Source organism: Marinibacterium profundimaris (assembly GCF_002210095.1).
In the GTDB taxonomy this organism is placed as follows: domain Bacteria; phylum Pseudomonadota; class Alphaproteobacteria; order Rhodobacterales; family Rhodobacteraceae; genus Marinibacterium; species Marinibacterium profundimaris.
In genome coordinates, this window is the sequence record NZ_AQQR01000028.1 from 1 (window position 1) to 13459 (window position 13459).

The following is a 13459-nucleotide window of genomic DNA, read 5'->3' on the forward strand; positions in this document are numbered from 1 at the left end:
CTCGCGATTACGCACCTTATGCGCAGCTGCGCATAAGGTCCGGTAGGCATCGGCATAGCTGTCATAGATCGCGATCTGTGCGGGCGTCAGCTCATGCACCAGCATTTCGTATTCGACCCCGGCATAGGAGAGGGACCGCGCAAGATAGAGCCCGAGCGCCTTCAGATCGCGCGAGATCATCTCCATGGCAGCAATGCCCCCGGCCTCCATCGCGGCAACGAACTCGGCCCGCGTCACGAAAGGGAAATCACCCGTGCCCCAGAGCCCGAGACGGGAGGCATAGGCGAGATTGCCGACCACCGTCGCGCCGGTCGCTGAGACGTAGAGCACCCGGGCATCGGGAACGGCATTTTGCAGCGCGAGGCCAGCAAGGCCTTGTTGGGATGCCTTCTTGTCGCCGCGGTCGGACTTTTCGCCGGCGGCATTCGCCATGGCGTGGCTTTCGTCGAAAGCGATGACCCCGTTGAACCCCTCGCCAAGCCAGGACGTCACCTGATCGAGGCGGGAGGCTTTCCCGTCGCGTTCAGCAGAACGCAGGGTGGCATAGGTGACGAAGAGGATGCCCTCTGGGAGACGGATATCGCTCCCCTGGCGGAATTTCGAGAGCGGCACGATATCGCTTTCACGCCCCCCAAGCGCCATCCAGTCGCGGCGCGCATCCTCGATGAGCTTGTCGCTCTTCGAGACCCAGACCGCGCGGCGTCGTCCTTGCAGCCAATTGTCGAGGATGATGCCCGCGACCTGCCGGCCCTTGCCGCAGCCCGTGCCATCGCCGAGGAACCAGCCCTTGCGCAGGCGAAAGGCACCTTCGTCATCCTCAGACGCTGCCATCAGCTGACCTTCGATCTCGCCGCGCTTGAACCAGCCCTTGAGATGCGTCTCGTGGGCATTGCCCGCATAGATGACGCTTTCAAGCTGCGGCGCGGAGAGGAGACCGTCCGCGACGAGGGTCTTCGGCAGCATTGGGCGGTAGGTCGGGACAGGCGGCGGGACAGAGGCCATGGCCGCGGATTGCACGAGTGCGGTCGGATGAGCGGCCGCGCCGTCGATCCGGATCGATTGCAGGTCATAGGCTTCGTAGACCGTATCCTGCAGCGCGCCCTCGGGTTCGCTCCAGGCTTTCGGCAGGTAGTCGAGCGGGGCCGTGTCGATGTCGTCGAACGGGTGCTTCGCGCGTTCCTCGGCGAGGGCGCGGGTTTCTTTGCGTGCTGCGTTGCGCAGGGCGTGGAGGTTGGTGCGGGTCGGGCGAGGTGGCACCGAAAGAGCCGCGCCAGTGGGGCAGGGCAGGGGGTTGCGGCGCGCGGGACAATGGGTGAGTACTACGGAGAGAAGATCACTCGTGGTCGCGCAGATCGGATGATAGGCGGCGTCAATATCAGCCGGTGCGGTCTCTTCAGCACCAGCCACGCGCTTGTCGATCACCGTCAGCCTCGTGTCGATCGTGGTGCCATGCCGCGCGAAGACCTTGCCGTCGATGGCTGCGGAAAACACCACGTCAGCGCTTTGCCTGATCCGCTGAAACGTAGGCTGGAAACTCTTGGTGGAGGGACGGAAACTCTCGCCGGTGATGACAACGAGACGCCCACCGGGCGCGAGGCGAGCAAGGGAAGACAGAACATGTTGGCTGGTGGCCTGCCGGAACCGGCCTTCGACGTGGCTAGCGGCCGAGAACGGTGGGTTCATCACGATGACCGAGGGCGTGATCGACCGATCCAAACGGTCGTCGATCGAGGCGGCATCGTGTTCCGAGACTGCAGCGTCGGAGAAAAGCTGCTCCAGCAACGCGCGGCGGGTCTCAGCGAGCTCGTTCAGCGCCAGGCGAGCGCCTGCGATCCGGGCGAAGATCGCCAGCATGCCGGTGCCGGCCGAGGGCTCGAGCACGAGTTCGTCGGCCCGAAACCCCGCCGCCTGCGCGACGATGGCTGCGAGCGGCAGAGGGGTCGAAAACTGTTGCAGACGGATGCTGTCTTCCGAGCGCCGCGTGTGAGAGGGCGCCAAACCGGCGAGGCGTTCGATCATGGAAAGAAAGGCGTGCGGCGTAGCCGCCTGCCGCTGTATCAGCGCACCGTAGCGCGAGAGCATCAGGATCTGGGCGACCTCTGCGGCCTCATAGACGTCCTTCCAGACCCAGGCACCACTGGTGTCGCTGGCACCGGAAGCTTCTTCCATCGCGGCGCGCAGGGCAGCGGCGTCGATGGGCTTGCCCGCCTCGAACTGGGGGACGAGGGTTTTCGCAGCCAGCAAAAGGTTTTGGGCGAAGCGCGAGGCTTCCGAGCGGGCAGGGGTCTCGGCCTCGGGCGCAAGCGGGACGGAATGGGGGTGAGCGTTCATCGGCAATCTCCGGGGTTGAGGGTTGGCCCCAAGCCCCGCGCGCACTCTCTCACCCGGGAGGGGTCACCCCTCCCGCCCTGTCTCTCGCTCTTTCATGGCAAAGCCCCGGTGCAAATTTGCCCGTTATCAGGACGACCGCAGATGCCTCGGCACGTCCATGGACTGATGCAGGACCCGGATCACGAATATCCTGTCCGGGTCCACCTCGTAGAACACGAGGTGCCGACCCGTGATCAGTTTACGCGCACCCTGCTGGAGGTCGGAGCAGTCCGATCCCATTTGCGGGTTGGCGATGAGCCCCTTCAGGGCACGATCGATGTCGTCGAGATAGCGGTCCGCCTGCGCCGCGCCCCACTGTCGATCTGTCTCGACCCAGATGTCGACGAGATCGGATTTTGCCGCCTGGGAGTGATGGATTTCACGCATCAGAAGCGCCAGAGCGGCTCCGCGCCTCGCGCTTGATCTCATCCATGTCAAGCGGACCGGCGTCACCGGATTGTTTGCCCTCCATCAGCGCAACGCGAAGCCGCGCCCGCTGACCTTCCTGCTCCTCCATCAGGCGCAGAGAGGCGCGGATCAACTCGCTGGTTGACCCGTAACGCCCCTCTTTAAGCATCAGGGCGATGAATTCGTCCCAATGGGGGCCAAGTGTGACGCTTGTGCTTGCCATGCTCATCTCCAGAATACGCATGAATAAGATATATGAGTATTTCGGGCATTTCAACTCGGGGGTGGGCTTGCGCCCTGTTCGGCGCCGGCAGGTCTGTGCAGCTCTCGCAAAGTCAGGTGATCTACAAATGCTCGTGCCTCGGACAGGCAGTCCAACTCATAGTGCCCGAAGAACCCCCAGCAGGCATCGACCTCCTCGCCGTCACGCTCGACGACATAGCCATAAACCTGGCCGCCGAGGTAGGCATCGAAGGTGACGATCTCAGCGCGCAGAATGTTTTTGGCCTTTTCGCGCATCGCCTTGGTGACGCGTTTCACGCCGAACTCTTCCCGGACCGCGTCGAGCGTCACGTAGACATAGCCGACTTGGCTGGAATCCCACGGGCAGTGAAACCCGATCGTGTTCATCGCGAGACCGGAATGATCGTAGAGAAACACGGGCAATAAGATCGCCTTGCGCTCGGCGCGCTCGCGCAGCTGCTCAATCGAGAGGTCGCTCTGGTCTGTGACGCCCGAGAGATCGCGCAGGAGCGCATCTGGGCTGTCGAAGGGATGGCTGTCGCCCAGCCGATAGCGCCGGTGCCAGCAGATCAGTTTCCCGAGGTTGGACCACTCCCTCGGGCTCTCAGTATCCGGGTCATGGTAGATCTTGATGGTATGGCCTTGGTAGGCCTCCTCGTAGACAGGGTCTTGCATTTCGATATCCTTTCTTGAAACGCAATCGACCCGCCGAGCCGGTTGAGGCCGCAGGCGGGTCGATTTGGACGTGGTCAGGTGGTCGGCGAGTTTGCCGTCCGGTGGATCAGGCAGCAGCGCGGTTCTGACGATCTTGGATGTGCTCAACCGAAACCTTCAGCAGCCAGTCCTCGAAGCCGAGAATGGTCTGGTGATTGACCACCGCCGCGACCCAAACTGCGCGCGGATCGCCAACAATCTGTGTCGGGTCGTTGTCGATCCGGCCATTGGCCATCCACGGCTCTGGCTGGATGCGCCCGAGCCAGTCCGCCAGCGACGGGATGCGTCCTTGGCAGTCTTCGCGCACATGCTGCTCGCCGATCCAGCGGATGGGAACAACCCGGCCCGCGCTGTTGGTCAGGCTGCGACCGAAGTGGCGTTCAGCATCATAGATCCCAACGGTATGATGTTTTTGGGCTCTGTGAACAAAGAGACCTAGGTGCTCTTTGGATGAGTCAAACCAGTCATGCACATGCTGGTAATCGTTTGGCACACCGCCAAACTTTCGGGCTGAGCTTTCAGCGTGATGGAGGGGGTGTGCCATGTCAGAGCCCCTCGTGTTCAGTGGTGTTGGTCTCGATGTAACGGTTCGAATGACTGACATCGATCTTGTCAGTCTCAAGCGACCAAGTCAGTTCACCATAGCCGCCCTCGTTGTTCTCGAACCCGGGGCACAGGGCATAGGCGAAGTCCCAGCCGAAATCTTCGGCCCGGCGCCGCAGGTCTTCCGTCAGGATGATCGTGTCAGGGGTCACCACGACATCCTCGACATTGCCGGAATCGCCGTAGCCTTCGTATTGCACCTCGATGTTCGTTACGCCGAGGGTGCGCAGTTCGGAAAGAAGCGTCGCGCGGGTTTCTACCCGCTGTTCGGCAGCACGCCTCTGGGATTCGAGTATCTGCGCGTAGAAATCAGTCTCTTGTGTCATGTCTTTGATCCTTTGGAATTGAGGAAATGGGAGGGCGACCATTACGCGGGGTCGCCCAGGAAGTTTCCTGCGGGGCTTCAGGCCGCAGCGTCGCCGCGGTCTTCAGCCGTCCGATCTACCAGGTTGAAATAGAGGTTCTCGGTCGCGCGCTTGAACCCCGGCGGTTTGCGCGGGGCGAGACAACGCACCGAAGCGCTGCAGCTCTCGCCGTGCTCCATTGCGAACTGCGTCACCTTGTCGATCAGGTCATCCATTCCCGCGGCCTGGATGCGCTTTTCGGGGTAGCTCGCCATCATCTGGAACTGAGTGACAACGAAGGCGCCATCGCGATGCGCGGGATAGAGGGTAATCTGGTAGTCGAGTGTCTTGGCCATCTCTGGTCTCCTGTGGCGGGCCGGACGCGGGTATCGCGCCCTTTGGAACCCGCCAGCCTGAAAGGACCGCCCTTTGTGCAAGGGCGGTCCGGGGCGGTGACTAGGGATGGGGGGCGTCAGTATTCCGACGGCAGCAGCAGGGTCAGGACCCGACGCGTTTGCGCAAGGTCAGAGGGCTCGGGGGAGCCGTATTGGTAGTCGACATCGTACAGGTCGAGTTTGAACCAGACCGTCGTGTCCTCAAGCTCAATGACACCCATCTCGTGCCAGCCATGGGGGTCGCTGTCGGCAATGAAGGTGTCGAAAGCGGCGACGCGGCGGGTGAGTTCCAGCTGCACATCGAGCCCAAGCGCCGCGACGCCGCGTGTCATTACGAACTGGCCCTGCGGGGCATCGGCAACTGGGGCATTGCCAAGGATGGTACGGCGAAAGGCGTCATTCTGCGCAGCGATAAGTGCGGCTTCCTGAACGGGGTCGAGGTCGAGTGTGGTGGTCATAGGAATTCTCCGGGACGGGCCAGCTGATCCGTTATCGGCTGTGGTCAACCCGCCAGCCGGAAAGGGCCGCCCTCGATGTGAGGACGGCCCAGAGATCATGTCAGGTTCAGGTCGGTGGTCGCTTCGTCAGGCAGCATCCCCACTGAGGAAGGCTGGCAAGGACGACGGTTCGTCGTTCTCGGCATCGATCTGAGTATCTGAGGCGGGCTGGTCGCCTTCTTCGGCCTCGGGCACATCGTCACCCATGTCGGCGTCAGCGTCCATCGCACCGGCAAACGCCATCCCGTCGGGCAGCCAGCGCGTCGTCTTCGCAACCGTCGCCGCGCCGAACCCTTCCGTCTCGCCGGCGGTTTCCGCGAAAGCCCGCTCCATCGCGGCCGCGATATCGCCCTTGCGCTCGCGATTGCGATCTTCGGCGTAGTCCTCGCTGATCAGCTTGAGCGCAGTCGCGACTGCATGGCCCTTGTTGACTCGACCCCAGTAGTTTTGCGCGGTCGGGCGCCAGCAGGCCGCCACATCGACATCAAGCCGCGCGCCAATCTCCTCGATGATTGGGGAGGGGCGATTGTCGGAGGAGAGCTGCGGCTTTACCGCCAGACCCGTCGCCCAGGCGAAAAGCGCCTGCTTATCGGCAAGAGGCAGCGCCGACATCACCCGGAAGTCCTCTGGTTTCTCGAGCTTCATCCAGTCGGTGGCGAGGTCCTGTTCCAGTGCCTCGAGCATTTTCTGGGCGACAGTATCCGCATGCAGCACCTCGCGGTCTTGCGCCTGGAAAGGCCGGATCGAGATGTCGAGCGCTTCGTTGTTGTAGGACCGCCCCAAAGCCTGTTCGCAGAGCGCGTAGAGCATCGCATCGAACGCCACCTCGAAATCCGCCGCCAGATGCGCCCGCAGGATGTGCTGACGCGTCGCGCGCAGATCGTCGGCGAGGCTCGCCGAAATCCCATCCGCCTTGCGCAAGGTCGCCGCCGGATCGGAGGTTGGCACCGGCGTCGAGGAGGTTGGCGGCGTCACGTGCGGGCGGGCAGGGGATGGGGCATCACCCGCTTCAGCACTATCCTCGCCCGGCTCGGTCGCAGCGGGGATATCTTCTGGTCGCACGAGGCCTTTCTCGACACGTAGCGCCCCGTCATGACCGATGGTCAGAACCACGCCCGCGATGGCACGATCTTCGTCCGCGTACGGTTGCCGTTCGCGCTGCAGGGCTTCGATCTCGCGCAAACGCGGCTCGATTGCGTAGTATTCCTCCGTCTCCGCCTCAGACCAATCCTCGCCGTCGTTCTGCGCCGCCAATTCCTCTTCGCGGGCGATGAGACGTTCCTCCTCGGCGAGCAAGTCCGGATCGGGATCGACATCCTGCGGATAGACCCGCCCGAAACTGCGAAACGCGCCGTAGTCGACCGAGAGGTGAACCTCGACCCATTTCCACATCCCCTCAAAAGTCTTGGCCGCAGCCTGCAGCCTCTCGATGGCGAGGCGCTCCAGGAGCTCGGGGTTTTCCATATGGGCGCTGGCACGATCGTCGAAGAGATCGCGCAGCAGAACGCCGCCTGCCGCCTCATACGCCTCGATGCCGACAAAGCGCCCGAGGGCCGAGTTCGCCGAATGCGCGGTCTCAGTCAGCTGGCGTTTGATGCTCTGTGGGTGGATGTGATAGCCGCCCTTCACCGCGTTCCAAACTGCCAGTTGGCGGTCATGGTCGTCGGTCAGCGTGAAAGCCATCACGCATTCGAGGGTCAGATCGCCCGCACGGAATTGTTCGATGATCTCGGGCGCGACACGGGCGAGTTTGAGACGACGTCGCACCAGGTCGACCGAGACGCCGAACTTCAGCGCGATCTCGTCCTCGCTGCGCCCCTCGGCGATCATCGCCTCAAAAGCTTCGAACTGGTCGGCCGGGTGCATCGCCGCGCGCTGGAGGTTTTCCGTGGTAGATGTGAGGATGGCGTTGCGCTCGTCCTCGACGAGGCAGGGCACGGGGTGATCAACTGGGATCACGCCGTCATCGGCGAGCTGCTTCAGCGCCTTGAGGCGGCGACCGCCGGCATCAACCGCAAAACGTGTCTCAGACAGCGCATGAACCACCAGGTTCTGCTTGATGCCGGTTTCGCGAATGCTTGCGAGAAGCTCGGCTTCGACGCTGGCGCTCGGCGCCACCTTGCGAACGTTGAGCGGGCTGGGCTCCAGCTGGTCGAGCGGGATCAGACGAATGTCGGTCGCTCCGTCTGCCGTTGCCGATGCGGCGGCTTCTGTCTTCTTCACGGTGGCGGGTTTCGGGCGGGTTGAGGTCTTGGCCATGGTCAGGGTCCTTGTTACGCCGGACCCGGATGAGACTCTCTCTATCCTATCAAGCCCGGCACCCGGGCTTCCCTTTCTCTGGCTTTTTCCAATTGCGGATCACGTCACCAATCGACCGTTTACAAACGAATGCAAGCAAGTGTTTTCTCATTGTGCCGATGCACAATCCCCTAGTTTCCTTGCATTGATCGCGATCTGAAAGGTTCCGTCGGCAGTCGCGCGCACGTAATGTGTAAAGAGCATTGTCGACGGTCACAAAACAGCTTGGGTAATGTGCAAATAATCTGTATTTTGCACATATGATGCCACAATCGACTATTATTCCTGAAGATTTCGACGAACCCCTCGACATCGGAGAGGGGAATGAGGATGCTTCGGAAGAAGTTCTCTGGTACCTGCCGGGCCCGATCGAAGAGGAACCGGATTACCGGCCTCCCGGACCTCGGGCGGGACAGCCGGAAAAGGGCCTCATTGATGACTGGGCAAGGGCCGAAGCGGAGCAGGCTGCGCTTCTGGCAAGGGTGGCCGGGCGCTTGGGTGCGCTCGATGACCGATTGGCTCGCGCGCCCAAAGGCTGGCTGCATAGGTTGGCACTGATCGAGGCGGCAGACCTGAGCTGGTTTGCAGGAGATCGCTTAGGCTCGGATCGTCTGGCGCTATGGATTTCTATGCGCCTGTCAGGCGCACAAGATGACCCAAATGCCTTGGCGCGAATTGGATGGGCCGTTCGGCGACTGACAGGCGGTCCTGACCCGATAGTCGATATCGCAGCCTTCCTCGACCGCCGCGATCCTGAAAACATCGATGAAAATGCCGAGCGCTTCGACGATCGCGCGAGCGGTTGGCTGGATTTGATGAAACAGGCCGCCGATCTTCATCCGATCACCCGCGCCTGCATGGGGTTTCATCTCTGGCGTCTTGCGGGCCTTGGGCAGCAGGGCGATCGGGTGGAAGCAGCGGTCACGGCCGCGCGCATCGCGGCTAGCGAGGGAAACGGGGCAATTTTCGCACCGTTGGCAATGGGCGGGGCAGGGGGCCTGCGCGCGAGTGGGCCATCGGCAGAGCGCCTTAAACAATGGCTCGAGGGGATGCAGACAGCTATCCTCATGGCGATGCGGCGCCTCGACGATATCCAATCATGGTCAGCGAAGGCCAAAGCAGAGATGTCAACGCTCTCAGGCAAGACACCGCCGGTCCTGAGCGCCCTGCTGACCGAATGGCCCCTCGTTTCCGCCCCGATGGCCGAAATGTGGATCGGTGCTAGCCGCGCCACCGCTCAACGCAATCTCGCCTGGATGGAAGCGAAGGGTCTAATCCGTGAAGTGACGGGGCAGGGACGGTTTCGGATGTGGAGTATTGCGATTTAGGCCGACCAGCGGCCAGTCGAAATCTGTTCCAGTTTCGAGCGCTCTGATTACAGATTATCCTTTATTGCATCACCCCAAAGTCAGCACCATCTCCTCCGAGAGCGACAAGTCCGGAATATGCAGGTTCTCAGGTGCCGGGCCTTTGCGAATGCGCCCAGCCGCGTCATAATGGGAACCGTGACAGGGGCAGAACCAACCCCCGAAATCCCCCGCCCCATCCCCCAGAGGGACACAGCCCAGATGGGTACAGACACCGATCATGACCAGATATGCCTCGTGACCCGCAATGGCCCGGTTCTCATCGCTTGCCAGCGCATCGTCGGGCAGATTTGGGTTGCGCGCCGAGCTGTCAGGCAGGTCAGAGACCGCCTGTGCCCGAGCCTGAGCCATTTCTGCCTCCGTTCGATGACGGATAAAGACAGGTTTTCCGCGCCAGTTGACGGTCAATTGCGTTCCGGGCGCGAGATCGGAAATATCAACAGTGATCTGTGCCAAGGCGCGGACATCGGCGGAGGGGTTCATCTGGTTCACCAGTGGCCAGAGCGCAGCCCCTGTTGCCACGACCCCTGCCCCGGCTGTTGCGTAATACAGGAAATCCCTGCGGGCGGTATTCTCTGACGCTTCCATCATCGGGCATGTGTCCGTGCCTCCCGCGCTGGAAGGTCAACACGCGAGATGTAACGTTTTGTCAGCGCACCTCTCTACGGATCATCAAACAGGCCTTGTCGGCGCATTAATGGTGCGGGCCCGCGCCTTTTGCCATCATGAGGTGGTGCTCCTGGTGATGCGCCCCGATGGTCATCAGACCAAAGAAACCAAGTCCCTGAATCTGCGCGGCATCGCCATCGACACTGAGCGCCACGCCATCTTTTAAGTCCTCTGTCACAACGTCCCAGCCGGTCTCGGCCGCGAGAAAGGGCGCATGGGCGGGCACCATGGCGCGGATGGCCTCGAGAACACGGGGGGTGCCCCGAATCTCGAACCGGGCCCCTTCCGGCCGCAGGGTGCGGGCGACCACGGCCTCTTGGGTCAGAAGGTCCATATCGACCAGATGGCGGCGCAATCCGTCAATATCGACCCGCTCCCAATCCGTCTCGGGATCGGCCTGCAGGATCGTTACGATTTCCGCCAAGGCGGCAAAGGCCGATTGCCCGGTTTCCTGCGGTCCGCCCATGTCGTGACCAGCCGCGGAATTGGCGTGCTGCGCGGCCACGGGTGCGGCCATCACTATGGCAAGGACGAAGGGAATGAGACGCATGGACAGGTCCTTCAATGGGGTGGTGTCATGTTTACGCTAGCAGGGGCGGATGCATCGTAATATGATTTCAATCATATGTTGCCAAACCCCTATGATCATATCCCGAGCTCAGCCCTGCGCCCAATCTCCGGCGCGGTTGGAGATACCGTATTTCACCAAGGCGACCCCACCCACGGTCTCTATGTCGTGCAAACCGGGCGCGTGCATCTCGAGCGGGTCGATCCAGATGGCGAGCGGTTCATCATCCACCGTGCCCAAGCCGGAACAAGCTTTGCCGAAGCTTCGGTGTTTTCGGAGGTCTATCATTGCGACGCAGTCATTGTTGAGGCCGGGGCGCTGATCCGGATCGACAAGGCTTCCGTATTGGCCGCTTTTGCCGACCCGGCATTTGCCCGCGCCTATGGCCGTCAGGCGGCTCAACAGATACAGGCGCAGCGACAGATGCTGGAGATCGTCGGCATTCGGCGCGCAGAGGACCGGGTGATGGCAGGGTTGATCGCAGGCTTGCTCGAAGGCTCCATCGTCGAGTTTGCCGCTCGGTTACAATTGAGCCATGAGGCGATCTACAGGGCGCTGCGAAAGTTTGTGCAAGACGGACGGGTCATGAACCCGTCCCGCGGGATCTATCACCTGCACCCATGACCTGATCAGCTGTGGCTCGCGAAGACCGAGGTCGCGCCGTCGGAGCCAACAAGCAAGGTGTCAAAAGCGTCACCGGCCCCGGGACCGCCCATGCCGGGCGAACTCATCGGCATGCGGGGGACAGTCAAACCGCGCGCCATCGGTTGCTCTGCTAGCAGCCGCGTGATGTCCGCGGCAGGCACGTGGCCCTCGATAAAATAGTCGCCCACGACCGCCGTGTGACATCCAGCAAGTTCCGGTGCAATTTGCAGCCGATCTTTGAACGCATAAAGCGCATCCTGATCGACGTCCTGCGCCTCGACCGCGAAGCCCGCTTGCCGGACATGATCGACCCAAGCGGTGCAGCATCCGCAGGTGGGGGTTTTCAGGACTTTAATGACCGGTTCCGTGTTGGCCAGTGCTCGCAGGGGGAGTGTGGCAGCCGCTCCGGCCAGCAAGAACGTACGTCGTTTCATCATGTGTTCCTTTTTGAGTTGCCCGAGACCCTAGAACTGTGTTTTCGAGAGTCCAGAGGCTGTTCCTGCTTGTCGGCGTGAGGGCGGATGTATCCAGGGCGTGTCCGCTTGCTGGCCCGCGAAGGGGCTGGATCAACATCCTGTCGACCCAGAGGTCGCGCGTCGTGCGAAACTGCTCGATACCGATCGTCATTCCCTCGTGGCCCTTCGCGGGCTGGGCTACGTAAGTACCCATGAGGCGGTCCCACCACGGCAGGTTGAAGCCGTAGTTTGAGTTGGTTTCGCGCGGATCGACAGAATGATGCACGCGGTGCATGTCGGGTGTGACGACGATCCATCTGAGCCACCGGTCGACCGGTCTCGGCAGGTTGATGTTGGCATGGTTGAAGAGGGCAGTGGCGTTGAGGATGATCTCGAACAACAAAACCGCGACGGCGGGCGGACCAAGCGCTGCCACCAGGGCGAGCTTGATCGCCATCGAGATGAGGATCTCAATCGGATGGAAGCGTAATCCAGTGGTTGCGTCGAAGTCGAGATCCGCATGGTGCATCCGGTGCAGGCGCCACAGGGCCGGGACGGCGTGGAACATGACATGTTGCAGATAGATCGCCAGATCGAGCAGCAGCATGGACAGGATCACAGCCAACCCGAAAGGAGCCTCGATAATGTTGAACAGGCCCCAGCCCCGCTCCTCGGCCAGGACCGCCAGACCGACGGCCAGGATTGGGAAAGACAACCGGAGGATCGCCGTATCGATCACGACAAGTGCCAGGTTGTTCGACCAACGGATGACACGCGGTATGTCACGCCGCCGACGCGGGGCGGCGAGTTCCTAAAGCGCCATGGCGGCCAGCACACTCAAAAACGCCGTCAGACGAATCTCCGGCTCTGCGGCTAGTATTATGTCCATCACAGTCTACGGCCCTTCTGTGTTAGGGCTTGGGTGCGGATGCGCATCTCGCACATCAGTCTTTTCTTGCGCAGCCTTTGCAGCCGCTATCTGGACTATATCAAGATCCCGCGCGTGGCGCTCGTCGAGACACGCGGTTTCGAGCTGCAGCGTGACCATGTGAAACCCATATTGTTCCGTCAGTCGATGATAGGCCCGGTTCAGCAGGTCCGCGGCCTCTGCGGGCTCACCATGGCGGATATGGGCAGAAAATGCGTGTTTGCCGCTGGTCAGCGTCCAGGCATGCACATGGTGAACGTCCAGAACCCCGTCCTGGCCGCGCAGGTCCGCCGTCACAGCCTCGAGATCCGTTCCCTCTGGCGTGCCTTCCATGAGGATGTGGACCGCTTCCTTGATGACGCCGACGGAGGCCCAGAGGAGAACCACCCCGAACGCCATGCCGAGGATCGGGTCAATCGCCAGAAAGCCGGTGAACTCGATCACTAGAGCGGTGACGATGATCAGGAGGCTGCCGACAAAGGTCTGGATGATGTGCCAGAGCGCACCACGGGCATTCAGATCGTCCTTGCTCGATTGCCACATCAGCGCCAGAGAGACCACTTCCGTGACCAGGCCCCCGAAGGCGACCCAAAGCATGGGGCCTTTGGCCAGGTGGATCGGGTCTCCGAGCCGCATCGCGCCCATCCAGATCACCAGAAGCGCCATGCCGAGAAGAAAGCCGCCATTCACCAGCGCCCCGATGATTTCGGCGCGGTACCATCCGAAACTGCGCGTCGAATCCGCTGGACGGCGCGCAATCCGCTGCGCGGTGATGGCCACGAGAACGCCGCCAACCGCCGACAGGGTGTGAAACGCATCCGACAGGACGGCAATCGAGCCAGTCCAGAGCCCGACGGCCAGTTCAATCACGAAGTAGACGCCGGTGAGCCAGGCCGAAATCACAAGGGCCTTGCCGGAACTCGGCATGTGCCCGGCGTGAGAATGACTGGCCATA

General features: G+C 61.9%; 16 protein-coding genes. 2 read left to right on the plus strand and 14 right to left on the minus strand.

Annotated elements, in window-relative coordinates:
* The 9 genes from ATO3_RS26085 to ATO3_RS26125 all read right to left on the minus strand — a co-directional run.
* A partial coding sequence (locus ATO3_RS26085) for a strawberry notch-like NTP hydrolase domain-containing protein (RefSeq protein WP_198963356.1) occupies positions 1–2331 on the minus strand: 2331 nt, incomplete at its 3' end.
* A gap of 126 nt (positions 2332–2457) precedes the next feature.
* A complete protein-coding gene (locus ATO3_RS26090; protein WP_008335672.1) occupies positions 2458–2757 on the minus strand; it encodes a type II toxin-antitoxin system RelE/ParE family toxin in 300 nt (99 codons plus the stop codon).
* Positions 2750–3001 carry a type II toxin-antitoxin system ParD family antitoxin gene (locus tag ATO3_RS26095; RefSeq protein ID WP_037207773.1) on the minus strand — a complete coding sequence of 84 codons (252 nt, stop codon included), beginning with the start codon at positions 2999–3001 and terminating at the stop codon, positions 2750–2752. The genes ATO3_RS26090 and ATO3_RS26095 overlap by 8 nt, the downstream gene beginning before the upstream one ends.
* 50 nt (positions 3002–3051) lie before the next feature.
* Complete coding sequence (locus ATO3_RS26100; RefSeq protein ID WP_008335676.1) at positions 3052–3696, minus strand: hypothetical protein; 645 nt, start codon at positions 3694–3696, stop codon at positions 3052–3054.
* Positions 3697–3802: 106 nt separating this feature from the next.
* Positions 3803–4279, minus strand: coding sequence for a DUF6915 family protein (locus ATO3_RS26105; RefSeq protein WP_008335678.1), 477 nt, complete (start codon positions 4277–4279; stop codon positions 3803–3805).
* 1 nt (position 4280) lies between these two features.
* Positions 4281–4664 carry a DUF6878 family protein gene (locus tag ATO3_RS26110; protein ID WP_008335679.1) on the minus strand — a complete coding sequence of 128 codons (384 nt, stop codon included), beginning with the start codon at positions 4662–4664 and terminating at the stop codon, positions 4281–4283.
* 77 nt (positions 4665–4741) lie between these two features.
* Positions 4742–5038 carry a hypothetical protein gene (locus tag ATO3_RS26115; protein ID WP_008335680.1) on the minus strand — a complete coding sequence of 99 codons (297 nt, stop codon included), beginning with the start codon at positions 5036–5038 and terminating at the stop codon, positions 4742–4744.
* A gap of 116 nt (positions 5039–5154) precedes the next feature.
* Positions 5155–5535 (minus strand): DUF3768 domain-containing protein, encoded by a 381-nt coding sequence (locus ATO3_RS26120; RefSeq protein ID WP_008335689.1) that lies wholly within the window; start codon positions 5533–5535, stop codon positions 5155–5157.
* 126 nt (positions 5536–5661) lie between these two features.
* Positions 5662–7833: a ParB/RepB/Spo0J family partition protein gene (locus ATO3_RS26125; RefSeq protein ID WP_008335691.1), complete on the minus strand. Its 2172-nt coding sequence runs from the start codon at positions 7831–7833 to the stop codon at positions 5662–5664.
* A gap of 299 nt (positions 7834–8132) precedes the next feature.
* Between ATO3_RS26125 and ATO3_RS26130 the strand changes: the two genes are divergently transcribed.
* Positions 8133–9200, plus strand: a complete 1068-nt coding sequence (locus ATO3_RS26130; RefSeq protein ID WP_088652792.1) for a helix-turn-helix domain-containing protein — start codon at positions 8133–8135, stop codon at positions 9198–9200.
* Positions 9201–9269: 69 nt separating this feature from the next.
* Here the strand turns inward: ATO3_RS26130 and petA are convergent, their stop codons facing one another.
* Both petA and ATO3_RS26140 read right to left on the minus strand, forming a co-directional pair.
* Positions 9270–9830, minus strand: coding sequence for a ubiquinol-cytochrome c reductase iron-sulfur subunit (gene petA / locus ATO3_RS26135; RefSeq protein WP_088652793.1), 561 nt, complete (start codon positions 9828–9830; stop codon positions 9270–9272).
* Between the two features lie 103 nt (positions 9831–9933).
* Positions 9934–10458: a hypothetical protein gene (locus ATO3_RS26140; RefSeq protein WP_088652794.1), complete on the minus strand. Its 525-nt coding sequence runs from the start codon at positions 10456–10458 to the stop codon at positions 9934–9936.
* 75 nt (positions 10459–10533) lie between these two features.
* Between ATO3_RS26140 and ATO3_RS26145 the strand changes: the two genes are divergently transcribed.
* Complete coding sequence (locus ATO3_RS26145) at positions 10534–11100, plus strand: Crp/Fnr family transcriptional regulator (protein ID WP_088652795.1); 567 nt, start codon at positions 10534–10536, stop codon at positions 11098–11100.
* Between the two features lie 5 nt (positions 11101–11105).
* On the opposite strand, the gene ATO3_RS26150 is transcribed toward ATO3_RS26145, so the two are convergent.
* The 3 genes from ATO3_RS26150 to ATO3_RS26160 all read right to left on the minus strand — a co-directional run bounded on the left by ATO3_RS26150 (position 11106) and on the right by ATO3_RS26160 (position 13458).
* Complete coding sequence (locus ATO3_RS26150; protein ID WP_012187045.1) at positions 11106–11558, minus strand: DUF411 domain-containing protein; 453 nt, start codon at positions 11556–11558, stop codon at positions 11106–11108.
* Complete coding sequence (locus ATO3_RS26155) at positions 11473–12315, minus strand: sterol desaturase family protein (RefSeq protein ID WP_233152326.1); 843 nt, start codon at positions 12313–12315, stop codon at positions 11473–11475. The genes ATO3_RS26150 and ATO3_RS26155 overlap by 86 nt, the downstream gene beginning before the upstream one ends.
* 156 nt (positions 12316–12471) lie before the next feature.
* Positions 12472–13458, minus strand: coding sequence for a cation diffusion facilitator family transporter (locus ATO3_RS26160; protein ID WP_088652796.1), 987 nt, complete (start codon positions 13456–13458; stop codon positions 12472–12474).
* Between the last annotated feature and the right edge of the window lies 1 nt (position 13459).